The organism is Cupriavidus sp. OTU4054 (genome assembly GCF_038440175.1).
Classification (GTDB): domain Bacteria; phylum Pseudomonadota; class Gammaproteobacteria; order Burkholderiales; family Burkholderiaceae; genus Cupriavidus; species Cupriavidus pauculus_D.
Window position 1 is genome coordinate 1 of record NZ_JASATF010000049.1, and the last position, 26,292, is coordinate 26,292.

Consider the following 26,292-nt stretch of genomic DNA (forward strand, 5'->3'; position numbering starts at 1 on the left):
GCGCCTGTAACCCGCCGGGGCGGGGCGCCCCCCGGGCCGCGCGCAGCAGTGCCTGCGCGGCACCGGTGTCGTGCGTCAACGGTGGCAGCCGGGCATCGTGCCAGCCCGGCAGCGATGGCGGAAACAGCTGGGTGGCGGCGAGTTCCGGATCCCGCAGGATTGCGCTGGCGATCCCGCGCCGGTCGAGCGCGAGCGACATCGCGCGCCGCACGCGCGCATCGGCGAGAAACGGATGCCCGGCGTTGACCTTGAGCAATGTGGTACGCGGAATGGTGACCGCGTGCACCCGCACGTTCGGGTCGTGACGCAACCGCGCGAGCGTTCCGGGATCGAGACCGTAGGCGAGTTCGGCCTGTCCGCCCTCGATCATCAGCGCGCGCATCTCGGCACGGCCCACCGACAGATAGGAGGCCTCCCGGACGGCGGGCCGCACGCCCCGCCAGCCGTCGAACGCGGCAATCGAGAATCGCTGTGGAGGCTCGAGCTCGACGATGCGATAGGGCCCGGAGCCGACGATGGCGCGCACATTGCCATCGCGGCCGAACGACGCCGGCGCGAGCACCTGCGTGCTGCTGTGCGACAGCAAGGCGAGCAATGGCGAGAATGGCCGCTCCAGCCGGATGAGCACCGCATCCGTTTCGGCGTCGATGGCCGCGATCGGCGCGCGCGCGAGTACGCCGGCGGCATGCCGCGCACGGGTCAGCGCCGCGACGATATCGACGGCACGCACCGACGTGCCGTCATGGAAGCGCGCATCGGGGCGCAGCGCAAATCGCCATGTCAGCCGATCGGCGGACACGGTCCAGTGCGCGGCCAGCCCGGGCACCGGCGTACCGTCGAGGTCGTAATCGACGAGCGTCTCGGTGACCTGCATGCGCGCGAACAGATAGCCATTGCGCAGCGGATCGAGACTGGAAAGCTCCCACGGCCCGATCACGCGCACGCCATGACGCGACATGGCGGGTGGCGGCGCGGTGGAATGCGCCCGTGCTGCCGAAGCGAGCCCGGCCAGCGGCGACAGCATGGCCGCGCGCAGCACGCGGCGCCGCCGCGCGGAGTCAGGCAGTGCGGAGCGGGACGTCGTCATCAGTAGCTGAGCCGCAGGCCCACACGCACGGTGCGGCCAAGCCCCGGCGCCACCCACACGCTGCTGTACGAGTTCACGTAGTAGGTGCGGTCGAACAGGTTATCGACGTTCATCGTCACGCGCACGGTCTTGCTGTATTGCCAGTAGGCGAGCACGTCCGCCAGCGTGTACGCGGGCAGCGAAAACGAATTCTGCGTATCGCCGGCCCGCGTGCCGACATAGCGCACGCCGCCGCCCACGCCATAACGCTGGCCGATCGGCGCCTGATCCTCGTAGATCGCCATGACGCTGCCGCTCGTGCGCGGAATATTGGCCAGCGGCGTGCCCGGCGCGAGGCGCGAGTCCTGCGTGACCTCCGCATCGGTGAACGCGAAGTTGCCCGTCACGCGCCAGTTCGTCGTGATCTGCCCTGCCACATCGAGTTCCACGCCGCGGCTGCGCGCTTCGCCGGCCGCGATCTGGAACGACGCGTCGAGCGGATCGGTGGTCAGCACGTTGCGCTTGCGGATGTCGAACACCGCGAGCGTCGCGCTCGTACGGCGATCGGTGCTGTCGAACTTCACGCCGGCCTCGAGCGCGCGGCCGTGTTCGGGCGAGAACGCGTTGCCGCTCGCGTCGCTCCCCGCATTCGGCCGGAACGAACGGCTCGCATTGGCGAACAGCGAGACGTTCTGGCTGGCGAGGTAGGTCACGCCGATGCGCGGCGACACCGCGGTCTGGTGCTGGCCGGTGCCGGTCGCGCGCAGGCGGTTGTCGAGCGACTGGTTGTAGATGTCGAAGCGCGCGCCCGCGAGCACGCGCCAGCGCTCGCCGAACTGCATCTGGTCCTGGGTGTAGAACCCGACGTTGGTCTGGCGCTCGTACGTGTTCGTGTTGGGCAGCAGCGCCGGCGGCGTTTGCCCATAGACCGGCGCGTAGATATCGATCGCGTAGGGCGCCGCGGCGCTCGGATTGCGCCGCAGCAGCACCTGGCTCGTGCTGAACCGATAAGTGTCCACACCCAGCAGCAACTCGTGCCGGACCGGACCGGTCGCGAACTTGCCCGTGACATCGGCTTGCAGCGACACGTCGTCGGACTGGAAGTCGCGATAGCGGCGCTGCCGCGTCAGTGTGCGGCCGTCGGCCTGCAACGCGGTAGCCTCGGTCGAGAAGCCTTCAAGGCTGCCGCCGCGATAGGCCATCGCCACGCGGCCCTTCCAGTCCTCCGAGAACTGATGTTCGACGGACAACTGATGGGACTGGCTGTCGAGGCGGATGTCGCCATCGTTCGGCTCGCCGAGGAAACGGGAGCGGGGCACGGCACCGAGGTGCCCGTTGACGGCCACGACGCCGCGGTCGAGCGGTACCGTATAGCGCTGGATCTCGGCCGCATACTCGATGATCGTGTTCGGTCCCACGGCCCATGTGATGGACGGCGCGAGCAGATAGCGCTGCGTATTGACGAAGTCGCGCGAGCTGCCGTCATGGTCGGCCACCGCGATCAGCCGTCCCGCCACGTTCTCGCCGAGCGGTCCGGTGATATCGGCCACGCCGCGATAGTGATCGTAGTTGCCGGTTTCGATCTCGTACGTCTGCGCCGGCTTGAACTGTGGCTGACGGGTGACGATATTGAGAATGCCGCCCGGATCGCTGCTCCCGTACAGGGACGAGGCCGGGCCCTTCAGCACCTCGATGCGCTCGATCGTCGCGGTATCGCGCGGCGCGGTGTAACCGCGATTGGCGGCAAAGCCGTTCACGAGATAGCCAGCGCCGGTGTTCTCGTTGCCGCTGAAGCCGCGCACCGCGTAGTTGTCCCAGAGGCCGCCGAAGCCGTTCTGCCGCGATACGCCGCTGGCATAGTCGAATGTCTGGTCGAGCCGCGAGGCCCCGATATCCTCGACGAGCGTGCGTGGCAGCACGCGCACGGACTGCGGAATTTCACGCAATGGCGTTTCGGTGCGCGTGGCGCCGGTGGCATAGCGCGGGGCGTAGCTGTCCTCCGCCACACCGGTGACCACGACTTCCGGCAGCCGCGCTTCTTCCGCGCCGGCTTGCGCGGCGACCAGCGTCGCGGCGAGCGCGAGCGAGTGGGGAACGATGCGGGACGAAGACATTCGAGGCGCGGGCATATTGTCTATCTATTGCAACAAAGTTGCATATGGTAGCAGCGAAGGGCCCACGCCCGGATAGAAAATTTTCGTCTATGAATGTCGTATGAGCAGCGGCTGGGCAAGGGCGCCGAACAGCAGGCCGAGGGCGGCCCACAGCACGGCCTGCATGCCGAACGCCGCGACGCGGAAGTGCCAGAGCAGGGAGGCAGGGAATGCGTCGGGGACTTCGTTGACCGTGGGCAGCAAGGCGCAGGCCAGACCGATCAGCACGAGGTACATCGCGCCGCCAGCCAGCGTGGCATTCCACGCCCCGTGGCGATGGGCGAGCCGGCGCGCCAGCATGATGGCCGCGACCAGCGCCGCCAGCGACAGCGCGATCATCGCGAAAAACAGCGCGGTGCGGCTGCCGATCGTCGAGGGGTCGCCGATCGAAGGCGGGTTGGGCGGGTATTTGAGGAACGGCACCAGCACGATGGCGATAAAGGCGAGCAATGCGATCGTTGCCGACAGCGCGCGCGGGCCGAGCCTGCCGAAGCGGCCGTATACGTAAGCGAACACGAGCGAGAACAGCCCGCCGACTGCCGTGCCGAACACGGCCACCCCGACGAACAGCCCGAGCCCGGCCTGTACCTCGCGGCTCACGAGTTCCGGCATTTCGTGCGCGTGGCTGCCGCCCATCGCGTGTTCCATGCGCGCTTCATAAGCGATGGCGCCTTCCACCTGTGCTTCGCCGAACATTTTCGCGAACGCGAAGACCAGCAGGCACGACAGAAACCCCGCGGCCATGCCGCGTATCAACAGACTCCTGACCATATCGGCGCCTGTCAGTGGCAGGGGAAGCCGAGCAGGTGGCGACCGTCGTGGACGAATTCGTGCACGTACATCGTGTTGAAGATCGCCGCGGCACCTTCCTCCACGCCGACGAAGTAGATGGCGAGCAACAGCAGGATGCTGCCGAAGATGGCCCAGGGCAACAGTTCGCGGACGGGAATCGAGACGGGCTCGAGTGCGGGCAATGTCGGGACTGCGCGGGACGAACCGAGCGCGGCGCTGGCGTGCATGGAGGCTCCTTGTGGAATGACGCGTTCCGTGATGGATGGCAGGGGATCGATGGAAGGTCTGACTCCCCGTGCCGTGGCATGACCGCCGGCATGGGATACAGTGGCGCGACCGTGCCGGACTCTCACCGGCTTCCTCGCATCGAAATCGGGTGCCATTGTAGAGCATGACCGTCCAACTCACCTTGTTATGCCAGCCTGCCCCGGCCGCCCTGCGCGCGGGCGTCTTTCCATCCGGCGGCGATGCGCGGGTCGATGACCGCATCGAGCCCGCGCTTCGCGACGTGGACTACGGCCGCTGGGCCGGACGGTCGCTGAAGGAAGTGGCCGATGCCGAGCCCGACGCGTTCGCACGCTGGCTCGCCGATCCGGATTTCGATGGCCATGGCGGCGAGTCGCTCGCCGCCATGCGGGCGCGCGTCTCGCAGTGGTTTGCGGCAACGGTCTGGGACGATGGCCACAGGCAGGCCGTCCTGCCCGCGAACGTGGTCAGGGCCTGCGTGCTGGAGTTGCTGCAGGCGCCGATGTCCGCGTTCTGGCATCTGGATGTGGCACCGGGCGTGAAGATCGTGCTGTCGATGCGGCAGGGGCACTGGCGCGTACAGCTTTGATTATCGCGCCGATGCGTGCCGCTCCCACAGGCGGCTGGTCATGACCGAGCCCGACACCGCGAGGATCATCGGCACCAGGAAGTTGTGATTGACCTGCGTGAACTCGGCCACGAGTACCACCGCCGTCAGCGGCATGCGCTGCGACGTGGCCAGGAACGCCGCGGCGCCGACGAGCGCGAATGCGCCGAGCGGCACGCCCGGCCACGCGACACTCCAGAGTCCGCCGAGCACGATGGCCATCAGCGCGCCATTGGCGAGCCCCGGCGTCAGCAGGCCGCCGCTCGCGCCCGCGCGCAGGCTCCCCACGGTCACCAGCACCTTGAGCACCAGCAGCGTGGCGGCCAGGCCGATGGCGAACTGGCTGTCGAACGCAAGCTGCGCGGCACCCTTGCCGTTGCCGAGCAACTGCGGAAAGTACATCGCGAGCGCGCCCAGTATCGTGAAATTGACGACCGCGTAGACGGGCAACTGCCAGCCGCGCGCGGCGTGGTTACGCGCGGCGTTGGCCAACTGGATAAAGGCGTGGCCGGCGAGGCCGAACAATGGGCCGCAGACGAGCGCCCACACCACGAGGCTTGCGGTTGGGAGGAAGCTTGGGACCGCGTACTGGATCTCCGCGCCGAGGCCGAGCCACGCGACGCCCGCGGCGATCGCCGACGTGGCCATCGCCAGGCACGCGGCCTGCCAGTTGAACGTGACCAGCAGCACTTCCATCGTGAAGACGGCGCCGCCGAGCGGAACGTTGTAGACGGCCGCGAGTCCGGCCCCCGCGCCGCACGCGACGATCATCCGGCGCTGCTCGGACGTGAGGCCGGTGCGCGCGGACAGCCAGCTTGCGAACAGCGCGCCGATCTCGCGCGGCGCCACTTCCCGGCCGAGCGGCGAGCCCATGGCAACGGTGACGATCTGCAGCAGCGCATGCGCGATCGTCGTGCCCGGGGGCATCGGGCGCGCATCGGAATCCACGGTCTGCTTGACGCTCACGAGCGGCCGGCCGAAGCGATAGATCGCCCACCAGCCGAAGCCCGCGACGAGGCCGCACAGCACCAGCACGATCAGCCGCCGCTGCGCGGAGGCATGCGTCACCCCGACCAGAAAGCTTTCCGTCCCGATCGTGAAATCGAGGCTGTAGCCGTACGCCATGTGCTGGACCTTGTGCAGCAGCAACGCCAGCAGCATGCCGCCCAGACCCGCGCCGATACCCGTGAGGATCGTCACGACACCGAGCTTCATCGAGAAGCGCGGCGCGATCGCGCCGACGGTGGGGCTGGGGTTGTCGGTGGCGGCGAGCGGAGCGGTGTCGGAAGGCTTCATGCTGACGTCAGGAGGAACGGATGGCGCACCGCATGGTGCCATATCGGGCGCATGTCGGTCATCGAAGCGCGTCCACGCCGGTGGTTTCGGAAAAATAGCGCGCCGGCGACTTGCCCATCGCCTTGCGGAACATCGTGATGAACGCGCTCACGGATTCATAGCCGAGGTCCTCGGCCACGCGTTGGACGCGCGCCCCCGCGGAAAGTTTGCCGAGCGCCACGACGATATGCAGTTGCTGGCGCCATCGACCGAACGTCATGCCCGTCTCCCGCTGGATCAGCCGCGTCAGCGTGCGCTCGCTCACCGCAACGTGCTCGGCCCATTCCCTTGCCGTGCGCCGATCGTCGGGACGCGCGGCGAGCGCGTCGGCGATGCGCCGCAGCCTCGCATCTTCCGAGATGGGAAAGTAGAGCCGCTCCACCTTCATTTGCGCGAGCTCCTCGAGCAATACGCCGACCATGCGGGCGGTGCGGCTGCCCTCGTCATAGTCCTGCGGGTCGGCCGCGATGCGCAGGATCAGTTCGCGCAGCAACGGGCTGATGGAGAGCGTGCAGCATTCTTCGGGCAGCGCCGCGGCCGTCGGCTCCACGCAAAGCAGGCACAGGTCGGTGTCCGCGGTGACGCGCATCAGGTGCGGCCGCCCGCCGGGGATCCACACGCCGCAATGCGGCGGCACCATCCAGAGCCCTGTGGGCACTTCGCAGATGACGCTGCCGCGCAGCGCCACCACGAGTTGCCCCTTGCGATGGCGATGCATCGATGGATCGCGGTCGCCGCGCAAGGCGTGGGAACGCAATGCGATGGCGGGCTGCGCGATGCGATCGAGATCGTTCTGCGCGCGCATCTCGGCAAGGACTGACGGGGACATGGATGACCGGATTTAGCGATATCTTGTCAGGATAGCTAAATTCATGCCGTACGGCCATCGATAAGCTGACTCCCATGTTGCCCACCCCATGAGAGTCCCGACCATGACAACCGAAACGAAGCGGACTGGCACACGGTCCCAGATCGCGCTGCTTGCCGGCATCTTGCTGATCGCGGCCAACCTGCGCGCGCCGTTCACGAGCATTGCCCCGCTGCTGGAAACGCTGAAGCAGACCTTCGACCTGAGCGCCACGCAGGCGGGCCTCCTGATCACGCTGCCGCTGCTGTCGTTCTCGGCGGTGTCGCCGTTCGCGGCCGGTATCGCGCGCCGGCTCGGCCTCGAGCGTGCGCTGTTTCTCGCGCTCGGCATCATCGCCGCGGGCATTGCGGTCCGGTCGAGCGGCCACGCCGCGCCGCTTTATGCGGGCACCGCGATCGTCGGCAGCGGGATTGCAATCGGCAACGTGCTGCTGCCGAGCCTGCTCAAGCGCGATTTCCCCGACAAGGTGGCCGCGCTCACGGCCGTGTATGTGCTGACGATGGGTATCGCGGCGGCGAGCGCTTCCGCGCTGGCGGTACCGCTGTCTCGTCTCGCGGGCTTCGACTGGCGCGTCGTGGCCGCGGCCGCGCTCGTATTGCAGGCGATTGCCGCCGTCGTGTGGCTGCCCCAGCTGTCGCGCGGCGCTCCGAAGGCAACCGCGGCACCAGCGGCAGCCGCTCTCGAAGCTTCCTCGCGCGCGCTCTGGCGCTCGCCGCTCGCGTGGCAGGTCACGCTGTTCCTCGGGCTCGACTGCTTCCTCTATTACGTGGGCGTGAGCTGGCTGCCCGCGATCCTGCGCGATGGCGGTTATTCCGCCGGGCAGGCCGGTTCTTTCCACGGCGTGCTGCTGCTGGCCACCGCGTTGCCGGGGCTGCTGCTGATTCCGCTGGTGCCGCGCATGCGCGATCAGCGCGCGCTCGCGGCGATGCTGTCGCTGAGTATGTCGGTCGGCCTTGGCGGTCTGCTGCTCGCCCCGCAGTGGGCCGTGCTGTGGATTCTCTGCTTCGGGTTCGGCGCCGGCGGCGGCCTGATTCTCGCGCTCGCCTTTATCAGCCTGCGCACGTCGGGCGCGGGCCAGGCCGCGGCGTTGTCGGGCATGGCGCAGTGCATCGGCTATCTGCTTGCGGCGGGCGGTCCGCCGCTGGTCGGTCTGCTGCACGATGGGTCGGGCCACTGGACGCTGCCGTTGCTGCTGTGCGTGGCGGTGGGTATGGCGATGGCGGGGGTGGGGATGTTCGCGGGGCGTTCGATGCGGATCGATACGGCAAAGACCCCGCTCCCGGCGAGGGAGCGGGCAAGACCGATCAGCGCGCGGTCAGCCTGACGCCGGGGAAATCCACGGGCACGTCGAACGCGACGTTGATGTAGTTGGTGAAGAGGTTCAGCGCGACGTGCGCGACGATCTCGACCACTTCTTCATTGCTGAAACCGGCGGCGCGTACCGCGGCGACATCGGCTTCCGCCACCTGGCCGCGCTGCTCGACGACCTTGAGCGCGAAGGTCAGCGCGGCGGCCGTCTTCGGGTCGTCCGAGCGGCCGCCTTGCGCGGCGGCCATGTCGGCGGTCGACGCACCGGCCTTGCGACCCAGCGCCGTATGCGCGGCCAGACAGTATTCGCAACGGTTACGGTCGGCGATCGCCACGGCGATCTTCTCGCCCAGCTGGGCCGGAATCACGCCGCCGCCGAGCGCGCCGAAGGCGCCCCACATCGACTTGAGCGCGGCCGGCGAATTGGCCACGGCGCGGAACATGTTGGGCGTGGTGCCGAAGGCGCCGTGAATCCGGGCCAGCGTCTCGACGCTGCCGGCGGGGGCGGTTTGCTGGTCGAGCAGGGGGGTACGTGCGGTCATGATGGCTTCCTTTCATTCGGTGGTGGCGGACGGCGGTTGCTGTCCCTGGAAGCCAGTATGGTTGTCGGCGCTGTACGTTAAGATACAATTCGTCCGGAATATGTATCAATTCGTCCAGTCAGTCCAGTCACCGCCATGGCCGCTTCCTCGTCACCCGTCACTGCCCAGGACCGCCTCTCCGCCGTGCTCGAGCGGTTCCGCGTACGGGCACACCTGTTCTACAACGGACCGCTCTGCGGCCTGACCACATTCGACGAGAAGGGCCGGGGCTTTCTCCATGTCATGCGCGAAGGAGAGATGGAGGTCACGCACAGCACGCGCGGCCTGCCGCGCCGGCTGCATGTCAGGGAACCGACGCTGCTGTTCTACCCGCGCCATGCGGTGCATCGCTTCCACAATCCGCCGGCCGACGGTTCCCAGTTCACCTGCGCGACGCTCGAGTTCGCGGGGGGTGCCATGAACCCGATCGCGCGGGCGCTGCCGCCGCTGATTGCACTGCCGCTTGCCCGGGTGCAAGGCCTGTCGCCCGCGCTGGACCTGCTGTTCGCCGAGACCGAGCAGGTGCGTTGCGGCCAGCGGCTGCTGGCGGACCGGCTGTTCGAGGTCGTGCTGATCCAGCTGCTGCGCTGGCTGCTCGACCATCCGGATGAGGCCGGCGTCCAGCCGGGCCTGATCACGGGACTGTCCGATCCGCGGCTCGCGCGCGCGCTGATCGCGATGCACGAAGCGCCCGGCGACGCATGGAATCTCGAGCGGATGGCGCAATGCGCGGGCATGTCTCGCAGCGCGTTCGCCGCGGCATTCCGCGACGTGGTGGGCCAGACTCCCGCCGACTATCTGTCCGACTGGCGCGTCAGCCTGGCCCAGGCGCGGCTGCGCGACGGCACGCCGGTCAAGCGGCTGGCCGACGAACTCGGCTACGCCAACCCGTCGGCCCTGTCGCGCGCGTTCCAGGCCAAGGTCGGGCAATCGCCCCGCGAATGGCTGCGGGGCGAAGCCGAAGGTCAGGACTCACATTCGACTTAAACCGCGACACGCGTGGTGCCGTCGTAGCCCGAGATCAGGCGCACCGGCTGGCCAGGGTAGAACTGGCCGGCAGACGCGGGCTGCGTGATCGACTGCATGCGGCCGTCGGGCGTGCGCACCGTGATCTCCAGACCCTGCGTGCGTTCGACGTGCGACTGGATCGCGTTACCGGCAAGCGCGCCGCCGAGGCCGCCGGCCACGCCGGCGAGCAGCGAACCATGGCCGTGGCCGATGGCGCTGCCGGCCACGGCGCCGAGCAGGCCGCCGCCGATCGTGCCGAACAGGCTCGAGGCCTGCGAGCTATTGTCGATCAGCACCGGACGGACCGATTCGACGCGGGCGGTCTGCACGTAGTCGGCACGCTGCACTTGGGAGGCCGAGTAGATCGGCTCCTGCGGGTTGAGGCTGGCGCAGCCGGTGACCGTGAATGTGGCGGCCATGACGGCGCCGACGAGCGTGGCGGCCCGCAGGGCGCGGCCGGCGGTGCTGGTGGCGGTGGCGGTGGTGGTGGCAGTGGTGGTGTTCATCTTGTTTCCCCTGACAAGCGTTGGTTGAGAACAAGATTACGAAGCGAGAATGAGCCGAAAATGAGATACGTGCAGACCACACGGGCACGGCGTGCGATCTGGCAAAAATGCTTCAAGTGACGCTAAAGCTGTCTGGACATGTCACCGTTAATCGCTTGTCAATCACCATTCCCATGCCCCCTATGGCTACGTCCTCCTCGCTCGGATCGCTTGCAGGCCTCAATCTCGACACGCTGATGGCCAACATCCAGCGCCAACAGAGCGGTCGGCTGGGCAATCTGGCGCAGCAAGAGCAGTCGTATACGGCGAAGCTTTCGGGCTACGGCAAGGTGATCAACGCGCTGAGCAGCCTCAAGACGGCGGCGGGGGGCCTCGGCAAAACGGGCCTGTTCGACCCCGTCGGCAACGATCCCGCGACGGCCAGGCCGGACGCGGGCAAGATCAAGTCGGCCGTGAAGGCGTTCGTGGCGTCGTACAACGCGGCCCAGAAAGTGGTCTCGGATCTCGGTGCCTACGACAAGGACGCCAAGGCCGGCGCGGCGCTGTTCGGCGACAAGGCGCTGAGCGACGTGCAGTCGCAGCTGCGCAAGGCTTTCGACAATATTCCCGGCGGCTCGCTCGCGGACATGGGCCTGTCGTTCGACAAGGACGGCGCGCTCCAGCTCGACGAGGCCAGGCTCGACGGCGCTATCCAGAGCAATCCGAAAGGCGTGAAGCAGTTCTTCGTGGGCGATGACGGCACGTCCGGTCTGAGCGGCCGCATGTCGGCGCTCACTACCACGTTGACCGGCAAGAATAGCCCGCTGACCCAGGCGTCCGACAAGGCGAGCGACATGCTTGCGCTGCTTGGCCGGAACCAGGATGAAGAGGCCGATCGCGTGACCGCGCTGATGGCTAGCTATCGCGCGCAGTTCCAGCGGCTGAGCCTGCTCTACAACGACATGGGCGTGGCCAGCGCGTTCATGTCGGACCAGCTGGCTGTGCTGAAGGGTTGAAGTTCAAGGGTTGACCGGCTTCACCATCGACGGCGTCAGCAATGCCGTCACCCAGTCCATGAAGGCGCGCACGCGCAGCGGCAGGTTGCGCCGCTGCGCGTAGAGCAGCGTCACCGGCATCGCTGGCGGTTGCAGGCCGGGCAGGATCTCGACGAGGCCGCCTGCCTCGATCAGCGCGCGCATCGTGTGCGCGGGCGCCTGCACGATGCCGAGGCCCGCGAGCGCCGCGGCCTCGTAAGATTGCCCGTTGTTGACGGTCACCGCGCCGTACATCGGCAGGGCCTTTGCCTCGCCATCCTCGATATATTCGAATCCCGAAGACCGCTGGCCGAACGTGCCCACGAAATGCACGAGCCGGTGGTTCGCGAGGTCCGCCAGCGTGTGCGGCGTCCCGTACGCACGCAGGTAGGCGGGGCTCGCGCAATTCAGCAGTGGCAGCACGCCGAGCGGCCTTGCCACGAGGCTGCTGTCCTCCAGGGGGCCGACGCGGATCACGCAGTCGAACCCTTCGCGCACGACGTCCACGCGCCGGTCGGTGCCGCTGATCTCGATCTGCAGGTCCGGATGCGCGGCGAGGAATTCCGACAGGCGCGGCAGCACGGTCTGCTGCGCGAGACCCGCGGGCATATCGACGCGCAGTCTTCCCTTCAGCGCGTGTTCGCCCTGCCGGAACATCCCGTGCAGTTCATCCATGTCGTCGAGCAGATCGCGCGCGCGTTCGTAGAACGCCTGCCCGTCCTGGGTCAGCTGGACCTTGCGTGTGGTGCGGTGGAACAGTTGGGTGTCGAGCGACGATTCGAGCCGCTGCACGGCCATCGATACCGCGGCCTTCGAGAGTTCGAGGCTCGCCGACGCGCGCGCGAAGCCGCCGAGATCGGCAACGCGCAGGAAGATGCGGAGCGTGTCGAGGCTGTCCATGGTGCCCTGCTATGCCGTCGCGATCGTTCACGTCATGTGAACAGTCATATCGTAGATGCGTAGTTTATTCCTTATCGATCGCGCAATAAAGTGGGATCAACGCATCGACGCATGAACGCGCGATGCATCGACCAAGGATCCGACCATGACCACGCCCACTTCCTCCATCGCTCCCATCGCCCTGATTACGGGCGGCAGCCGCGGCCTCGGCCGAAATGCCGCCGAGCATCTGGCGCGCCAGGGCACCGACATCATCCTGACGTATCGCGGCAACCGCGCGGAGGCCGAAGCGGCCGTGGCGGCGGCGCGGGCACAGGGCCGCCGCGCGGTCGCGCTGCAGCTCGACGTCGGCGACAGCAGCACCTTCGACGCGTTTGCGACAAACGTGAAGTCAGTCCTCGCTGACTGGCAACGCACGCACTTCGACTTTCTGGTCAACAACGCGGGCGTCGGTATCCATGCGCTGATCGCGGAAACGACCGAGGCCCAGTTCGATGAACTGATGCGCGTGCATCTGAAGGCGCCGTACTTCCTGACGCAGAAGCTGTTGCCGCTGATCGCCGACGGCGGGCGCATTCTCAACGTGTCGAGCGGCCTCGCACGCTTCTCGATGCCCGGTTACGCCGCCTATGGCGCGATGAAGGGTGGAGTGGAAGTGCTCACTCGCTACATGGCCAAGGAACTCGGCGCGCGCCAGATCAGCGTCAATAGCCTGGCGCCCGGGGCGATCGAGACCGACTTCGGCGGCGCCAGCGTTCGCGACAACCCGCAGGTCAATGCGATGGTGGCGTCGGTTACGGCGCTGGGGCGCCCGGGCCTGCCCGACGATATCGGGGGCGTGGTCGCGGCGCTGCTCTCGCCCGGCACGAAGTGGATCAATGCGCAGCGCATCGAAGCGTCGGGCGGCATGCTGGTCTGAGCCGGTCAGCCCTTGCGCGCGCGCCCGCCGGCCGCGCGCCTCGGGCGTTCCGTGGCCGGAAAGTGCCGCGCCACGCGGTCCTGCAGCCACGCGTGCAGGAGCCGGATGGCCGGCGAGAACTGTTTGCGATGCGGGCAGACGAGATTCAGCGGAATCGCATCGCCGACCACGCCGTCGAGCAGCGGGATAAGCCGGCCCGTGGCAATGTCTTCGGCGACGTCCAGCCGCGACTTGTACGCGATGCCTTCGCCGGCCACCGCCCAGCGGCGCACGATATCGGCATCGTCGCTGACGAGCGGCCCGGACACCGCCACCACGCGGCGCTTGCCATCCTCCTGGAATGCCCACTTGTCGTACACCCGGCCATGCAGCATGAAGCGCAGGCAGGTGTGCGAGGTGAGCGCATCGAGCGATGCCGGTGCGCCATGCGCGGCGAGGTAGGCCGGCGATGCCACCACCACACGCCGATTGCCCGGATCGACGGGCATGGCGACATAGCTCGAGTCCTCCATATTGCCGTAGCGCAATGCCACATCGACGGGGTCGCGAAACACGTCGGCCACCTGATCGGAGAACGAGAGCCGCAGCGTCAGTTGCGGATGCGCGCGGCGGAATTCCGTCAGCATCGGCAGCAGCACGTTGCGGCCGAGATCGGAGGGCGCGGCAATCTGCAGCACGCCCTTGATCGCCGCGGTCTCCGCATGCACACGTTCATGTCCCTCGCGCAGCGACTCCAGCGCGCCCTGTGCATAGGGCAGGTATTGCTCGCCATCCGCGGTCAGCCGCAGGCTGCGCGTGGAGCGCGCGAACAGGCGAATGCCGAGGTCGCGCTCGAGCCGCTGGATCGCGGCGCTGACCTGTCCGGGCAGCAGGTCGATTTCGCGCGCGGCAGCGGAGAAGCTGCCCAGCGCGGCGGAACGTACGAACAGGGCGAGGTCGTCGATGCGGATCATGGAAGAGACGCTGGGATTTTCACTGATTCAGGGAAAGTGCTCCCTGATTTTGCCTCTTTCTGAATCAGTTGGCGATGGCCATGATGGATCCATTGCAGTCTTTCCCATCGTCATCTATCCGCCGAGGTTCACCATGCAAGATCAGTCTCTCGCCCATCGGGGCCTTCCCAGACTCTCGCGATTTGCCGCAGCCCTCACGCTCGCGTTGGCCGCGCCGTTCGCGCTCGCCGGCAAGCCCGCTTCCGCAAGCCTCCCGGCCGAGCGATATGCCGGCACGCTGGAGCAGGTCTTCGCATTTCGCGGTGCGATGCCGACGGGCGTGACGGTGACCGAAACCGGCCGCATCTTCGTCAACTTCCCGCGCTGGGGCGACGATGTGCCGTTCACCGTGGGCGAGATTCGCGGCAGCAAGGTGGTGCCGTATCCCGACGCGGCGATCAACCGCGAGGACAACCCGCAGGGCTTCCTGAGCGTGCAGAGCGTGGTGGCCGACGGCCAGGGCAGGGTGTGGATCCTCGATACGGCCGCGCCGAAATTCTCGGCGCCCGCACCGGGCCGCGCGCGACTGGTCGCCGTGGATCTGGCCACGAACAAGGTGGTGAAGTCGCTCGTCTTCCCGCCCGAGGTCGTCTTGCCCAGCACGTACGTGAACGATATGCGCTTCGACTTCCGCGTCGGCCAGGCAGGCACCATCTACGTCACCGATTCGTCGGTATCGGGCCCCGGCGCGATCATCGTGGTCGATATCGAAAGCGGCCGCGCGGTGCGCCGCCTGAGCGGCGATGCATCGACGTCGGTGGACAAGTCGTTCGTGCCCGTGGTCGAAGGCAAGACGATGATGAACCGCGCGGCCGATGGCAAGACCAGCCCGTTCGGCGTCGCGTCCGACGGCATCGCGCTGTCCGCCGATGGCAAGACCTTGTACTTCTCGCCGCTGTCGAGCCGCCATCTGTACGCGGTCCCCACGCAACTGCTGCGCGACCCGGCGGCCAGCGACGCGCAGATCTCGGCCGCGGTGAAGGATCTGGGCGAGAAGGGCGCCTCCGACGGTATGGAGGCCGATGCCGACGGCGCGGTGTACGCAACCGACTACGAACACAACGGCATTCGCAAGCGTCTGCCCGATGGCAGCTGGGAAACGATCGTGCACGACCCGCGCGCGCTGTGGCCCGATACGCTGTCGATCGGGCCGGACGGCTATCTGTACTTCACGGCAAACCAGCTGCACCGGATGCCGGGCTTCAACGGCGGCAAGGATCTGCGATCCAGGCCTTACTCGCTGTTCCGCGTGAAGATCGACGCGAAGCCCGCGCCGACGCGATAAACGCCGGGCTGGGCTGTCAGCCGGCGCTGCGGTCCAGTACGACGAAGTACTTGCGCACGGGCTCGACCACCTCGAACGTGCCTTCGAAGCCCGACGGAATCACGCAGGCATCGCCCGGACCGAATTCGCGCGCGTTGCCCGCGGTGTCGGCGATGCGCACGCGGCCGCTGATCACGTGGAAGAACTCTTCCTTGGTCGGCGGAAACACGATGCGCCAGGCGCCGGGCTCGCAGGCCCAGATGCCGCAGTCGAAGTCACCGCGCTCGGCGCTGTAGTGCGTCCACGTGGTGCGGTGCGGATTGCCGATGACCAGGCGGTCGGGGCTCGGCCGGTCGTGCGTGGGGGCCGGTTCGGCGCGGAAGTCGATCAGGGCGGGCGTCGTGGTCATGGTGATGCCGGGGCGGAGAGTGTGGATAACGAAAGCCCGTCAGTTTACCGGCGGCAGCACCTCGAAGGCCAGCAATTGCGTGATCTGCGGCGGATGGAAGTTGTCGTCCGAGACCAGCACGATCGTGTCGTGGCCATTCGGCAGCTTCGGCCCCCACGCGATGCCCTCGATATTGTCCAGCCGCTGCAATGCCAGTGTTTTCAGATTCAGGACGAGCCGCTTCGTCGCGGGTTTGAACGTGCCTTCGCGCAGCGCCGGAACCTCGCGCACGTCGGTCGCGTCGCGGATATTCATCTCGTAGATGCGGATGTCGTTGGACCAGCGGCCGTTCTCGTCCTGCGCGGCACCGCGCTCGATCATCAGAAAGCGGTTCTCGTCCACCGCGAGCATGTCGGAGACACCGTTTTCGCCGTGCTTCCCCTTTGCCGGCACGGGTACCACGGCGTCGATCGGATAGGCGACCTGGCGCAGCACGGCGCCGTCGCGCGCGAATTCGGTCACGCGGCCGAACGCGCCCTGCTCGGGTGTGGGCAGTGGCCCGTCCTCGTGCGTGGGTCCCTCCATCGACACCCATAGCGTGCGGCCGTCTGCCGAGAACGTCAGGCCCTCGAATGTCGCGTTGAAGCGCGAGCCGCTACCGATCGGATGGCAGAGCCGCAACATCGGCGGCGGCTCGATGCGCGCGATAAAGGCGCCCGTGGCGGAGCCATGCGTGATCGACGGATCGCGAAACGTCGTCAGGCAATCGCCCTCGCTCGTGTACCAGAGCGACCGGTCGGTCGGATCGATGCGTATCGACTCGAAGTCCGCAATCTCGCCGCGCGCCAGCACCTGGCGCAGGCGCGACGGATAGGGCTTGCCGTCCTGCTGCGTGAACACCGAGACCCCGGTCAGCGTAATGCCCCGAAACGCCTCCGCATCGAGGTCTAGCCTGGCCGTGTAGAAGCGCGCGGGCGCCTTCTCCGAGCGGTCGTCACTCAGCAGATACCAGGTGTCGGAGGCCGCGTCGTAGTCGAGTCCGGACAGGCCGCCGACCGCCGTGTCGCGAAACATCTCGCCGGACGGAATACGTTGCTCGCCAATCAAACGCAGGCTGCCCACGGCGCGGTCCGCGGCATGGGCGAGGGGCAGGGCCAGCATGGCCAGTGCGCCCAGGGCGCTGACCAGAATCGGCTTCAGGGGAAAGAGGCGGGCGCGGGCGCGCATGTGCGGATGTCCTGTGCGGGGTCAACGCGCGATTGTGCCAGCCGCGCGTGACGAGGCTTTGCGGCGATCCCCGGTTTTTATCGCCGAGCCCACAGGTGCGTATTTCGCTACCTGTTGTTTTCACGCTCCACATTGTGAACATGGCCGTCGTCGATAGTGAAATATCTGCAAGTGCAGATAGTGCGCAATTTTCCACTACGAAGGCCGAACTTGGCCGCTGTAGACGTCCATTGGACCCGTGAAATGGTGTTTGTATCGACTTTATATGCGAATCATTCGCATTTGTGTTTTCATTCGTAAATCCATACAATCCGCCTCCGGATCCATGTATGGCTTGTAGAACAGGTTCGGCTGTCTGCTTCTCCGTGCATGTGAGCCACTACTAACAAAGACAGTCTCTCGGGGAAAATCAGCATCATGAGCAGATATTCGGAGGTGTTCCGACCCAACGCGCTCGTCACCGCGATCGCGGGTCCGATGGCCGCGATGGCCATGCAGGGCGCGGCCGCCCAGGAAGCGCAACCGCAGCCGGCCGCACCGGCGCAGACCACGGCGCAGGCAAGTCCGCCCGCCCGGCTGAAGAGCGTGACCGTGCAGGCCCAGCGCGACGAGTACAAGGTCGATGAGGCACAGTCCGCCAAGTTCACCGCGCCGCTGCTGGACACGCCGAAGTCGGTGACCGTGATTCCCGCCGAGGTCATCCAGCAGAGCGGATCGATCACGCTGCAGGACGCGCTGCGTACCACGCCGGGCATCACATTCGGCGCGGGAGAGGGCGGCAACCCCATCTCCGATCGTCCGTTCATCCGCGGCTTCGACTCGATGGCGAGCATCTTCGTGGACGGCGCGCGCGATGCCGCATCGCAGACGCGCGACACGTTCAATATCGAGAGCATCGAGGTCATCAAGGGACCGAGCTCGGCCTTCGGCGGCAAGGGCTCCGTCGGCGGCATGATCAATATCGTGTCGAAGCTGCCGCAGAAGGAGAACTTCGTGCAGGGCTCGGTGGGCATCGGCACCGATGCCTACAAGCGCGCGACGCTCGACGGCAACTATCTGCTCAACGACAACACCGCGCTGCGCCTGAACGCGATGGCCTACGACGCGAATACGCCGGGCCGCGAGGCCGTCGGCGGCCATTCGTGGGGCTTTGCGCCGTCGGTGACGTTCGGCATGACGGGGCCGACCAAGGTCACGCTGCAGTACTACCACCTGCAGGGCCGCGATATGCCGGATTACAGCATTCCGTACGCGCGTCCGGCGGCGCAGGCGAGCAAGGCCAATCCGGTCGGACCCGCTAACGTGGACCGCAACAACTTCTACGGCCTCGTCGATCGCGACTTCCGCAAGACGCAGACCGATATCGGCACCGCGATCATCGAGCACGCGTTCAGCGATCGCCTGAAGGTGCGTAACCTGACGCGCTGGGGCCGTTCCACCAACGACTACATCGTTACGAACCCCGACGACAGCCGTGGCAACGTGGCCAACGGCTACGTCTACCGCAGCACGAAGAACCGCGACTCGGCCACCGAGACGCTGACCAACCAGACCGACTTCACCGCGAAGTTCGAGACCGGCTTCCTCAAGCACACCGCGCTGTTCGGCTTCGAGTTCAGCCGCGACGACACCAACAACACGCCGTACAACATCGTGCCGAGCGTGGCGGGTACCACCTGCAATGCCGCGCTGCTGGCCAGCTACGACTGCACGAGCCTGTACAACCCGAATCCGGGCGATCCGTGGCGCGGCCGCATCGGCAAGCTGCCGGCGACGACGAATACCACCACCAACGAACGCGCGGTCTACCTGTTCGACACGGTCGAGATCACCAAGCAGTGGCTCGTGAACGGTGGCGTGCGCTACGACAGCTATCGCACGAACCAGTTCACGCCCGCGTACACCAATCCGAACACCAACGCGGCGGTGGCGGCGGTGGGCCTCTCCAACAGCTCGCACTTCTTCAACTACCAGGCCGGTATCGTCTACAAGCCGGTGGAGTACGGCAGCATCTATGTGTCGTACGGCACGGCCTCGTCGCCGCCGGGCACGACCAACGGCGATGGCGCGGACAACCTGACCGCGCAGATCCAGAACCTGGACCCCGAGCGCAGCCGCTCGTGGGAACTCGGTACCAAGTGGGATCTGCTCGGCCGCCGGCTGTCGCTGACCGGCGCGGTGTTCATGATCGATAAGGACAACGCGCGCGTGGCCGTGGATGCGAACACCACGCAGAACGTGGGCAAGCAGAAGGTCAAGGGCTTCGAGCTCGGCTTTGCCGGCAACCTCACCGACAAGTGGGGCGTCTTTGGCGGCTATACGTACCTGCATAGCGAGCTCGAGGACAATGGCGCCGTCAACCGCGCCAACAACGGCAACCAGTTCCCGAACACGCCGAAGAACAGCTTCAGCCTCTGGTCGACGTACCAACTGCTGCCTGACTTCACGGTCGGTGGCGGCGCGTACTACGTGGCGCAGGTATTCGGCAACCCGGCCAACTCGCTGTATGTGCCGTCGTACTGGCGCTTCGACGCGATGGCCGCGTACCGTGTGAACAAGAACCTGACGCTGCAGCTCAACGTCCAGAACCTGTTCAACCGCGAGTACTTCACCAAGGCCTTTACCGCGCACTATGCATCGCTGGCGCCGGGGCGTTTTGGTATGCTGACCGCCAATTTCCGCTTCTAAGCACTGTCCCCGGGGCTGGCGCCCCGGGGGCGCACCGACCATGATGCTTCAGATTCCCGACCTGCTGACGCGCGAGCAGGTCGCGCGATGCCGCGCACTGATGGATGCCGCCGAGTGGGTGGACGGCAACCAGACTTCGGGCTACCAGTCCGCGCTGGCCAAGCGCAATATGCAGTTGCCGGAAGGCTCGCCCGTCGCGCATGAGGTGGGGGGACTGATCCAGGACGCGCTGGCCAGCAGCGCGCTGTTTTTCTCGGCGGCGCTGCCGCTCAAGGTGTTTCCGCCGCTGTTCAATCGCTACGAGGGTGGCCAGACGTTCGGCAATCACGTGGACAACGCCATCCGATATCTGCGGGGCACCGACTTCCGTATTCGTAGTGACTTGTCGGCGACCGTCTTCCTGACCGATCCGGCCGATTACGACGGTGGCGAACTGGTCATCGAGGACACGTATGGCCAGCAGCGCGTCAAGCTGCCGGCGGGCCATATGGTCCTGTACCCGGCCACGAGCGTGCACCATGTGACGCCGGTCACGCGTGGCGCGCGGGTGTCGTCGTTCTTCTGGATCCAGAGCATGGTGCGCGACGACGGACAACGCGCGCTGTTGTTCGACCTCGACAACAACCTGCGTCAGGCCAGCGGGGCACTGGGCGCGGACCACGCGTCGGTGATCGGCCTGACGGGCGTGTATCACAACCTGCTGCGGCGATGGGCAGACGCCTGATTCCGCGGGTATCATCGGCAGCATGCCGCGCACGCCCCACCTCTCTCCCAAACTGCACCTGACCGCCAGCCACGGCTTTGCCTTGCATGAGAGCCGGCAGCCCGGTTTCCAGCGCGCGTGGCATATGCACGATTGCGGCATGCTGCTATGGCCGCGCGCGGGCCGATTGCGGACTGTCTGGGACGTTGCCGCGCCGCCGTCGGACGACGCTACCGCGGACGATGCCGCACCGGACGCGACGCACGATGCCATGCTGGTGCGGGGCACGGCCGTGCTGCTACCCGCTTCCACCACGCATGTGACGACGTCCGATCCCGGACGCCAGCATCACGGCGAACTCTATCTGCCGCCGGACCGCCTGCGCGAATGCCGGCAGTTTGGCGCGCTGCACCTCGATGCGGCCACGGTGGCCATGCTCGATGCGTTGCTGGCCCCCACCATTACCGCGCAGAGTGCGGCCTTTCTGGTGCGGGCGATCGTCGAGCAGATCGTCACGGGCCGGCTGCCTGCGTTACCTGCCGCGGTGCCGGCCGAACCCGCATCGATCGTGCTGCGCATGGTCCGGCGATTCACGTCGGCGCTCGAACGCGACCAGGCCATGCCGTCGATCGACGCCGTGGCCGCGGATCTCGGCGTCTCGATTCGCCGTTTGCAGCGTGCCTGTCAGATCGAGCTGGGCGCGAGTCCGGTGGAGATCCGGCGCCGCATGCTCGCGTCGCATGCCCGCGCATTGCTGGCATCGGGCCAGACCGCGGCGCGGGTCAGCGTTCAGCTCGGATTCGCGAGCAGCGGCCATCTGCACCGCCTGCTGCGGGATATCGACTGAGCGGTGTCCCGCGATCGCGCGGCAACTTATACCGTGGCGACGATCGCGTCGACTTCGATTTCCGTATAGGCGGCGTCGGGCAGGCTCGACACGCCCAGCGCCGTGCGCGCGGGCAGATCGTGCTCGGGGAACGCGATGCGCAAGACTGCCGAGGCCGCGTCCAGTACCGCAGGGTGGCGCGTGAATTCCGGCGTCGCGCGGATAAAGCCGCGCACGCGCACCACCTGATGCACGCGCGACAGCTCGCCACCGCACGCCATGCGCAGCGCGGCGAGCGCATTGAGCATCGAGACCTCGGCCGCGCGCTGCGCGGGCTCGATATCGGCCTCGGTGCTGCACTGTCCGCTCATCGCGACGCCGTTGCGCCGGCATACCTGTCCCGCGATCGATACCCACTGTCCGCTGCCCAGCGGAATCGCGCTGAACGGGGCATAGTTGCCGCGCGGTGTCGGTACCTCGGGCAGGACGAAGCCGGCTTCCGCAAGCCGGGCTTCGGGCGATTGAATCGTCATGGATGGCTCCAGGCAACATTGCCGCTGAGCCAGCATCCCGCCGGCTCGCCCAGTTCGGAATGGCGCGGCGCTACAAGAATTTCCGAGGGACTGCCCATGGTATCGCCTTGCCATACGGCAATGGAAGCGGTCGTGCTCGACCGGCGGGCGAGGTAGCCCCATAGCGCGGCGGCGGCGATGCCGGTGGCCGCATCTTCCGGATAGCCCGACGACTTCGGGAACTGGCGCGCGTGCACGATCTGCTTGCCGTCCCGCGTGATGCCGCCGAACGCATAGGGATAGAGCCCGGTCGAGGCGATCGACTCGCACAGCGCTTCCATCGTGGCGAAGTCGGGCTTCAGGCCATCGAGTGCCTCGACCGATGGCAGCTCGAGCAGGGTCTTGGCGCGGCTCGTGGTGGCATTGACCGCACGGTACCCGCCTTGTGACGGGCCTGGCGGCAGGTTCAGCTGCGCGGCCACGCGGGCGCTGTCGGCGTCGGAGAGGGTTTCGAGGCGGACTTCCGGCTGCGAGATCCACACACGCCGCTCGCCCTCGTCCCACCGGGCGAGCACCACGCCGCTCAGCGTCTCGATGGTGGCGGTCGGCTTCGTCCATTGGCCCCACTGCCGCAATGCCCACAGCGTGCCCACCGTGGCGTGGCCACACATCTCCATCTCGTGCTGGGGCACGAAGAAGCGCAGGCGCCAGTCGCAGCCGCGCTCGCTCGGCAGCACGAAGGCCGATTCGTGGCCATACGCCGCGGCCACCGCCTGCATCGCCGCGGCGGTCATCCCACGCGCGTCGGCGACGAGCGGTACCGGATTGCCTCCCGCGGGGGCGTCCGCCAGTTCGGACCGCAGCGTGCCATTGGCGTGAAAGACTTCCTCCCGTTCGCGGGCGGCGCGAACAAAGACGCGAATCAGCGTGACTTCACTCACCAGTGGCTCCCACGGCTTTGGCAATCGCGCCCCAGTACGGGGTGTCCTTCTGTACCGCGGCCTGCAAAGCGGCCGGCGTGCCGGGGCGCGCGGTCACGCCCTTGCTGGCGAGGTCGTCGGCCACGGTCTTGTCGGACAGTACCTTGTTCAACGCCGCGTTGAAACGCTCGACGATCGCGGGGGGCGTGCCTTTCGGGAACGCGATGCCGTACCACAGCTGCTGCTCGAAGCCCGGCACGCCCTGGCTGGCGAACGTGGGCACGTCGGCGAGCAGCGGCGTGGGGGCCGTCGTCGCGATGGCCGCGATCTTGCCGGACTTGATATAGGGGGCGAGGCCGACCGGGTTGTCGAACATCATCTGGACCTGCCCGCCGATCAGGTCCGTGTAGGCGGGCGCGGCGCCACGGTAGGGAACGTGCGTGATCGGCACGCCGGCCAGCTTCTGGAACTGCTCGCCGATCAGGTGCGAGACGGTGCCGACGCCGACCGATCCAAAGCTGTGCTGCGTCTTGTCGGCCTTGAGCTTCGCGATGAAGGCCTTGGTATCCTTTGCGCGCAGGTCGTTGTTGACGGCCAGCACGTACGGCGACGTGCCGATAAAGCCCGCGTAGGCGAAATCCTTGCTCGGGTTGTAGGCAAGCTTCGGATAGATCGCCACGCTGACGGCATGCGTACTTGTCGTGACCACGCCGGCGGTATAGCCATCGGCGGCGGCACGCGCGACAAATCCGGAACCGATCGTGCCACCGGCGCCGCTGCGGTTGTCGATGACCACAGGCTGGCCCAGTTCCCGCTGCAGCAACGGCTGAATCGACCGCACGACCAGATCGGTTCCGCCGCCGGCAGGGAACGGCACGACCATCGTGATCGGCTTGGCCGGCCAGGCTTCAGCGTGCGCCCCGGCGGCACACGCGACGGCGGCCACCGCGATCAGCGCGCGGCAGGTGAGAAGAGTCTTGGGTAGGAATGACACGGCAGGCTCCCGATAGTGGATGTGCCGAGTCTAGAAAGGGTGCCGAGCGACGGCGAACCGAAATGCGACGGGGTGGATCCGAAATGCGACGGTGGGTTTCGGTCAGGACTTTGGCCCGGCCTCCCCGTCCGCACACGTTCCGAGTGCCGCGCTCGGATAGGCATCACGATGGCCGTGGCGGCCTCCTTTCAAGCAGAGGTAGGCGTCGCAATAGTGCGCCGAAGAAACACCCAAAAACGTGTCAGCCTGTTTCCGCGATTTGATCTGGCGCAAAGGGTGTGCGCGCCCGGATTCGCTATCTCACGATCCACCCGTTCGGCGACTCGGCCACGTCCTGTCGTAGCTCGTCCTTGCCACTGCCATTGACGACCCGCGCCACCACCGGAAACGCACGCTGTACGGCATCGTCGTGCGTCCACGGCGCGGCGTCGATCGTGTAGGTGTACGTGACCGTGGTGATGTCGCGCGCGGCATCCGGGTCGCGCTGGATCGGGGTCCAGCCGCGGACCTGTTGTAGCCGGATCTTGCCGTAGCAGAGGTCCGGCATGCCGGTGGCATGCGCATTGGCGGTTTCCGGATGCGCCTTGAAGAACGTGCGGCCCGTGTCCGTCAGCGTATAGCGCCACGCGGGCACGGTGTCGAACGTGCCGTCGTGGCGGTCGCGCTTCATCGTGAGGCCGCTTTCGTGCGTGACGAGGCCCGCATGCTCGAGCGCGTTCAGTTGCTGGTAGTCGCGCAGCGTGGCGCGCTCGGGCACGTCCGGAACATCGATCGGCCACGCGTGGCGGCCGACGCAGAGCTCGGCGTGGCTGTCGATATGCTGGCGCAGCACGCGCGCGAACGTGTCCTGCGTCGGCTCGGACGGCTTGCACCCGGCTAGCAGGGTCACGGCCGCGGCAGCAACGGCGGCAGCGCCCTGCGCGCTGACGGTGACGGTCACGGTGGCGGAAGCGAAATGGCGGCGAATCATCGTGCGGCGGTCTTCTGAATGGAGGCGGGCTGCGCGGGCGCGGGAGGCGCAGGAGGCGCGGGAGGCGTCGGGGGCGTGGCCGGACCGAATACGCCGGCCTTCGGCTCAGGCCTCGCATCGGCCGGCACCACGTACCCATCGGTCAGGGTGTTGAGGAACGTGACGAGGTCCTTGAGCTCGTCCTCGGTCATCGGCGCCTTGCTGCCGGCACGGCGCCCATCGAGCGGCATCTGGTCGTCGATGTTCGCCTGGTAGCGGGCGGGCAGGTCGTCGAACTTGCGCACCTTGCCGTGCGCATCGCGCGCATACCAGCGCCCGGGTTCCGTGTCGCGCGTGTTGTAGAAGTGCACGACCTCGTCGAGCGTATGGAACACGCCGTTGTGCATGAACGCATGGCGCGTGGCCACATTGCGCAGGATCGGCGTCTTGAACATGCCGCAGCCAACGCCCTTGTTCGCCGTGGTCGGCAGATGGTCGGTACGCAGCGGCCCGCACAGGCCCATGTCGAAGTAGTTCGGATCGTCGTTGGCCGGAATATTCTTGTTACGCGGCACGCCGATGGCGGCAAACGAGTAGTCGCTCGTGATGTCCTGGCTGCCGCCGTTGCCGCCACCGATCAGATGGCAGGCCACGCAGTTGCCCTTGTTCGGATCCACGAACAGACGCAACCCATGCAGTTCCGCCTCGTTGAGCGCGCCGCCGATCTTGTTGTTGCGGAACAGGTCGAACTTGCTCGAGTACGGGTGGAAGCTGCGGTCCTCGGTCTGAAACGATTGCAGCGCAACGCCTGCCAGCTCGAACGCGCGCTTGCGGTCGGCGAAGACGTCCGCGCCGTACGCCTGACGGAACAGTTCGGCATAGGGGCCGTGCTCGATCGCGGCCACCACGGCATCCGGGCTCGGGTTCGCCATCTCGTTGGCGGCCAGCAGCGGAATCGCGGCCTGCTCGGCGATGGTGTTGGCGCGGCCATCCCATGTCATGCCGCCGCCCGGCGCGGGCGGGCTGACCATGTCGGGGTTCTGGAATTCGTCCGAGTACGGATCGGTGTAGTCCTTGTACATCAGCGTCGGCACCGCGCGCGTGCCCGCCTGCTTCATGTCCGCGCCGCCGAGCTGCACCGACAGGTCGTTGGCCGGCGCATACGCGTGCGCGGGATCGTGACACGTCGCACACGAGATGCGGCCGGAGCCCGAGAGCGTCGGATCGAAGAACATGCGCTGGCCCACTTGCGCGGGGGGCGAGAGCTTCGAGGGCGCGGGGGCGGCAACGGCGACGGCGACGGTGACGGTTTTGACGGACGCATCCGCGGAAGAGGTCGCGGCGGGCGCGCCGGCCTGCCGCTGATCCTTGCACGCGGCCAGAGAGAACGCGGCGGCGGCAAGGCAGAAAACGATCGGGAGTTTACGCATGACTGCAGCGCGTGGCAGCGCGCCGGATAGAAAGGAAAACGACTGTGCGGTGCGGATGTGGGGGGGGGGGGGGGGGGCCGGGGGGGGGGGCCGGCGG

At 67.2% G+C, this 26,292-nt stretch carries 26 protein-coding genes; 9 read left to right on the forward strand and 17 right to left on the reverse strand.

Annotated features, from left to right (window positions below):
• The 4 genes from AAHB16_RS31615 to AAHB16_RS31630 form a co-directional block, all read right to left on the reverse strand.
• Window positions 1–1,087 (reverse strand): ABC transporter substrate-binding protein (locus AAHB16_RS31615; protein ID WP_342052831.1); only part of this gene is annotated, 1,087 nt, incomplete at its 3' end.
• Complete coding sequence (locus AAHB16_RS31620; RefSeq protein ID WP_342052832.1) at window positions 1,087–3,180, reverse strand: TonB-dependent siderophore receptor; 2,094 nt, start codon at window positions 3,178–3,180, stop codon at window positions 1,087–1,089. The genes AAHB16_RS31615 and AAHB16_RS31620, both read right to left, overlap by 1 nt.
• 87 nt (window positions 3,181–3,267) lie before the next feature.
• The gene (locus AAHB16_RS31625; RefSeq protein WP_342052833.1) at window positions 3,268–3,990 is read right to left on the reverse strand and encodes a CbtA family protein; all 723 of its coding nucleotides are present in this window, start codon (window positions 3,988–3,990) and stop codon (window positions 3,268–3,270) included.
• A gap of 11 nt (window positions 3,991–4,001) precedes the next feature.
• Window positions 4,002–4,238, reverse strand: coding sequence for a CbtB domain-containing protein (locus AAHB16_RS31630; protein WP_150376516.1), 237 nt, complete (start codon window positions 4,236–4,238; stop codon window positions 4,002–4,004).
• A 164-nt stretch (window positions 4,239–4,402) separates the two neighbouring features.
• Here AAHB16_RS31630 and AAHB16_RS31635 point away from each other — a divergent pair, with 164 nt between their 5' ends.
• A complete protein-coding gene (locus tag AAHB16_RS31635) occupies window positions 4,403–4,846 on the forward strand; it encodes a histidine phosphatase family protein (protein ID WP_150376518.1) in 444 nt (147 codons plus the stop codon).
• On the opposite strand, the gene AAHB16_RS31640 is transcribed toward AAHB16_RS31635, so the two are convergent.
• The gene (locus AAHB16_RS31640) at window positions 4,847–6,160 is read right to left on the reverse strand and encodes a chloride channel protein (protein WP_150376520.1); all 1,314 of its coding nucleotides are present in this window, start codon (window positions 6,158–6,160) and stop codon (window positions 4,847–4,849) included. It abuts the gene before it with no gap.
• A 58-nt stretch (window positions 6,161–6,218) separates the two neighbouring features.
• Complete coding sequence (locus AAHB16_RS31645) at window positions 6,219–7,028, reverse strand: AraC family transcriptional regulator (RefSeq protein WP_342052834.1); 810 nt, start codon at window positions 7,026–7,028, stop codon at window positions 6,219–6,221.
• 103 nt (window positions 7,029–7,131) lie between these two features.
• Here AAHB16_RS31645 and AAHB16_RS31650 point away from each other — a divergent pair, with 103 nt between their 5' ends.
• Window positions 7,132–8,391 (forward strand): MFS transporter, encoded by a 1,260-nt coding sequence (locus tag AAHB16_RS31650; RefSeq protein ID WP_342052835.1) that lies wholly within the window; start codon window positions 7,132–7,134, stop codon window positions 8,389–8,391.
• On the opposite strand, the gene AAHB16_RS31655 is transcribed toward AAHB16_RS31650, so the two are convergent.
• The gene (locus AAHB16_RS31655; RefSeq protein WP_342052836.1) at window positions 8,372–8,917 is read right to left on the reverse strand and encodes a carboxymuconolactone decarboxylase family protein; all 546 of its coding nucleotides are present in this window, start codon (window positions 8,915–8,917) and stop codon (window positions 8,372–8,374) included. The two genes, AAHB16_RS31650 and AAHB16_RS31655, sit on opposite strands and share 20 nt — an antisense overlap.
• Window positions 8,918–9,052: 135 nt before the next feature.
• On the opposite strand from AAHB16_RS31655, the gene AAHB16_RS31660 reads away from it, so the two are divergent.
• Window positions 9,053–9,943, forward strand: a complete 891-nt coding sequence (locus tag AAHB16_RS31660) for an AraC family transcriptional regulator (RefSeq protein ID WP_150376526.1) — start codon at window positions 9,053–9,055, stop codon at window positions 9,941–9,943.
• On the opposite strand, the gene AAHB16_RS31665 is transcribed toward AAHB16_RS31660, so the two are convergent.
• Window positions 9,940–10,470 (reverse strand): glycine zipper 2TM domain-containing protein, encoded by a 531-nt coding sequence (locus AAHB16_RS31665; protein ID WP_342052837.1) that lies wholly within the window; start codon window positions 10,468–10,470, stop codon window positions 9,940–9,942. The genes AAHB16_RS31660 and AAHB16_RS31665 overlap by 4 nt on opposite strands.
• A 182-nt stretch (window positions 10,471–10,652) precedes the next feature.
• On the opposite strand from AAHB16_RS31665, the gene fliD reads away from it, so the two are divergent.
• Window positions 10,653–11,465, forward strand: coding sequence for a flagellar filament capping protein FliD (fliD, locus tag AAHB16_RS31670; protein ID WP_191002291.1), 813 nt, complete (start codon window positions 10,653–10,655; stop codon window positions 11,463–11,465).
• Window positions 11,466–11,468: 3 nt separating this feature from the next.
• Here fliD and AAHB16_RS31675 read toward each other — a convergent pair whose 3' ends face one another.
• On the reverse strand, window positions 11,469–12,383 hold the full coding sequence (locus AAHB16_RS31675; RefSeq protein WP_150376530.1) for a LysR family transcriptional regulator: 915 nt from the start codon (window positions 12,381–12,383) through the stop codon (window positions 11,469–11,471).
• 145 nt (window positions 12,384–12,528) lie between these two features.
• Here AAHB16_RS31675 and AAHB16_RS31680 point away from each other — a divergent pair, with 145 nt between their 5' ends.
• A complete protein-coding gene (locus AAHB16_RS31680; RefSeq protein ID WP_342052838.1) occupies window positions 12,529–13,302 on the forward strand; it encodes an SDR family NAD(P)-dependent oxidoreductase in 774 nt (257 codons plus the stop codon).
• Window positions 13,303–13,307: 5 nt separating this feature from the next.
• On the opposite strand, the gene AAHB16_RS31685 is transcribed toward AAHB16_RS31680, so the two are convergent.
• A complete protein-coding gene (locus AAHB16_RS31685; protein ID WP_342052839.1) occupies window positions 13,308–14,255 on the reverse strand; it encodes a LysR family transcriptional regulator in 948 nt (315 codons plus the stop codon).
• Window positions 14,256–14,388: 133 nt separating this feature from the next.
• Here AAHB16_RS31685 and AAHB16_RS31690 point away from each other — a divergent pair, with 133 nt between their 5' ends.
• On the forward strand, window positions 14,389–15,579 hold the full coding sequence (locus AAHB16_RS31690; RefSeq protein ID WP_342052840.1) for an SMP-30/gluconolactonase/LRE family protein: 1,191 nt from the start codon (window positions 14,389–14,391) through the stop codon (window positions 15,577–15,579).
• 16 nt (window positions 15,580–15,595) lie between these two features.
• Here AAHB16_RS31690 and AAHB16_RS31695 read toward each other — a convergent pair whose 3' ends face one another.
• Window positions 15,596–15,967, reverse strand: a complete 372-nt coding sequence (locus AAHB16_RS31695; protein ID WP_150376538.1) for a cupin domain-containing protein — start codon at window positions 15,965–15,967, stop codon at window positions 15,596–15,598.
• Between the two features lie 39 nt (window positions 15,968–16,006).
• Complete coding sequence (locus AAHB16_RS31700; protein ID WP_342052841.1) at window positions 16,007–17,173, reverse strand: esterase-like activity of phytase family protein; 1,167 nt, start codon at window positions 17,171–17,173, stop codon at window positions 16,007–16,009.
• 477 nt (window positions 17,174–17,650) lie between these two features.
• On the opposite strand from AAHB16_RS31700, the gene AAHB16_RS31705 reads away from it, so the two are divergent.
• The 3 genes from AAHB16_RS31705 to AAHB16_RS31715 are packed head-to-tail and all read left to right on the forward strand — an operon-like array spanning window position 17,651 to window position 21,411.
• The gene (locus AAHB16_RS31705; RefSeq protein WP_411859886.1) at window positions 17,651–19,861 is read left to right on the forward strand and encodes a TonB-dependent receptor; all 2,211 of its coding nucleotides are present in this window, start codon (window positions 17,651–17,653) and stop codon (window positions 19,859–19,861) included.
• A 40-nt stretch (window positions 19,862–19,901) separates the two neighbouring features.
• Entirely contained in the window at window positions 19,902–20,585 is a 684-nt protein-coding gene (locus AAHB16_RS31710; RefSeq protein WP_342052842.1) for a Fe2+-dependent dioxygenase, read from the forward strand.
• Window positions 20,586–20,607: 22 nt separating this feature from the next.
• A complete protein-coding gene (locus AAHB16_RS31715; RefSeq protein WP_342052843.1) occupies window positions 20,608–21,411 on the forward strand; it encodes a helix-turn-helix transcriptional regulator in 804 nt (267 codons plus the stop codon).
• A 26-nt stretch (window positions 21,412–21,437) separates the two neighbouring features.
• Here the strand turns inward: AAHB16_RS31715 and AAHB16_RS31720 are convergent, their stop codons facing one another.
• The 5 genes from AAHB16_RS31720 to AAHB16_RS31740 all read right to left on the reverse strand — a co-directional run bounded on the left by AAHB16_RS31720 (window position 21,438) and on the right by AAHB16_RS31740 (window position 26,195).
• Window positions 21,438–21,923, reverse strand: coding sequence for a RidA family protein (locus tag AAHB16_RS31720; protein ID WP_150376548.1), 486 nt, complete (start codon window positions 21,921–21,923; stop codon window positions 21,438–21,440).
• Window positions 21,920–22,843, reverse strand: a complete 924-nt coding sequence (locus tag AAHB16_RS31725) for a PhzF family phenazine biosynthesis protein (protein ID WP_342052844.1) — start codon at window positions 22,841–22,843, stop codon at window positions 21,920–21,922. Before AAHB16_RS31725 ends, AAHB16_RS31720 begins: the two co-directional genes overlap by 4 nt.
• Window positions 22,836–23,816, reverse strand: coding sequence for a Bug family tripartite tricarboxylate transporter substrate binding protein (locus AAHB16_RS31730; RefSeq protein WP_342052845.1), 981 nt, complete (start codon window positions 23,814–23,816; stop codon window positions 22,836–22,838). The genes AAHB16_RS31725 and AAHB16_RS31730 overlap by 8 nt, the downstream gene beginning before the upstream one ends.
• Before the next feature lie 295 nt (window positions 23,817–24,111).
• Complete coding sequence (locus AAHB16_RS31735; RefSeq protein WP_342052846.1) at window positions 24,112–24,786, reverse strand: hypothetical protein; 675 nt, start codon at window positions 24,784–24,786, stop codon at window positions 24,112–24,114.
• On the reverse strand, window positions 24,783–26,195 hold the full coding sequence (locus AAHB16_RS31740; protein ID WP_342052847.1) for a cytochrome-c peroxidase: 1,413 nt from the start codon (window positions 26,193–26,195) through the stop codon (window positions 24,783–24,785). The genes AAHB16_RS31735 and AAHB16_RS31740 overlap by 4 nt, the downstream gene beginning before the upstream one ends.
• Window positions 26,196–26,292 lie beyond the last annotated feature (97 nt).

Bases quoted from the DNA above. Each gene is read 5' to 3' on its own strand.
- AAHB16_RS31620 (WP_342052832.1), bottom strand. From the start codon at position 3,180: ATGTCTTCGTCCCGCATCGTTCCCCACTCGCTCGCGCTCGCCGCGACG.
- AAHB16_RS31625 (WP_342052833.1), bottom strand. From the start codon at position 3,990: ATGGTCAGGAGTCTGTTGATACGCGGCATGGCCGCGGGGTTTCTGTCG.
- AAHB16_RS31630 (WP_150376516.1), bottom strand. From the start codon at position 4,238: ATGCACGCCAGCGCCGCGCTCGGTTCGTCCCGCGCAGTCCCGACATTG.
- AAHB16_RS31635 (WP_150376518.1), top strand. From the start codon at position 4,403: ATGACCGTCCAACTCACCTTGTTATGCCAGCCTGCCCCGGCCGCCCTG.
- AAHB16_RS31640 (WP_150376520.1), bottom strand. From the start codon at position 6,160: ATGAAGCCTTCCGACACCGCTCCGCTCGCCGCCACCGACAACCCCAGC.
- AAHB16_RS31645 (WP_342052834.1), bottom strand. From the start codon at position 7,028: ATGTCCCCGTCAGTCCTTGCCGAGATGCGCGCGCAGAACGATCTCGAT.
- AAHB16_RS31650 (WP_342052835.1), top strand. From the start codon at position 7,132: ATGACAACCGAAACGAAGCGGACTGGCACACGGTCCCAGATCGCGCTG.
- AAHB16_RS31655 (WP_342052836.1), bottom strand. From the start codon at position 8,917: ATGACCGCACGTACCCCCCTGCTCGACCAGCAAACCGCCCCCGCCGGC.
- AAHB16_RS31660 (WP_150376526.1), top strand. From the start codon at position 9,053: ATGGCCGCTTCCTCGTCACCCGTCACTGCCCAGGACCGCCTCTCCGCC.
- AAHB16_RS31665 (WP_342052837.1), bottom strand. From the start codon at position 10,470: ATGAACACCACCACTGCCACCACCACCGCCACCGCCACCAGCACCGCC.
- fliD (WP_191002291.1), top strand. From the start codon at position 10,653: ATGGCTACGTCCTCCTCGCTCGGATCGCTTGCAGGCCTCAATCTCGAC.
- AAHB16_RS31675 (WP_150376530.1), bottom strand. From the start codon at position 12,383: ATGGACAGCCTCGACACGCTCCGCATCTTCCTGCGCGTTGCCGATCTC.
- AAHB16_RS31680 (WP_342052838.1), top strand. From the start codon at position 12,529: ATGACCACGCCCACTTCCTCCATCGCTCCCATCGCCCTGATTACGGGC.
- AAHB16_RS31685 (WP_342052839.1), bottom strand. From the start codon at position 14,255: ATGATCCGCATCGACGACCTCGCCCTGTTCGTACGTTCCGCCGCGCTG.
- AAHB16_RS31690 (WP_342052840.1), top strand. From the start codon at position 14,389: ATGCAAGATCAGTCTCTCGCCCATCGGGGCCTTCCCAGACTCTCGCGA.
- AAHB16_RS31695 (WP_150376538.1), bottom strand. From the start codon at position 15,967: ATGACCACGACGCCCGCCCTGATCGACTTCCGCGCCGAACCGGCCCCC.
- AAHB16_RS31700 (WP_342052841.1), bottom strand. From the start codon at position 17,173: ATGCGCGCCCGCGCCCGCCTCTTTCCCCTGAAGCCGATTCTGGTCAGC.
- AAHB16_RS31705 (WP_411859886.1), top strand. From the start codon at position 17,651: ATGGCCGCGATGGCCATGCAGGGCGCGGCCGCCCAGGAAGCGCAACCG.
- AAHB16_RS31710 (WP_342052842.1), top strand. From the start codon at position 19,902: ATGATGCTTCAGATTCCCGACCTGCTGACGCGCGAGCAGGTCGCGCGA.
- AAHB16_RS31715 (WP_342052843.1), top strand. From the start codon at position 20,608: ATGCCGCGCACGCCCCACCTCTCTCCCAAACTGCACCTGACCGCCAGC.
- AAHB16_RS31720 (WP_150376548.1), bottom strand. From the start codon at position 21,923: ATGACGATTCAATCGCCCGAAGCCCGGCTTGCGGAAGCCGGCTTCGTC.
- AAHB16_RS31735 (WP_342052846.1), bottom strand. From the start codon at position 24,786: ATGATTCGCCGCCATTTCGCTTCCGCCACCGTGACCGTCACCGTCAGC.
- AAHB16_RS31740 (WP_342052847.1), bottom strand. From the start codon at position 26,195: ATGCGTAAACTCCCGATCGTTTTCTGCCTTGCCGCCGCCGCGTTCTCT.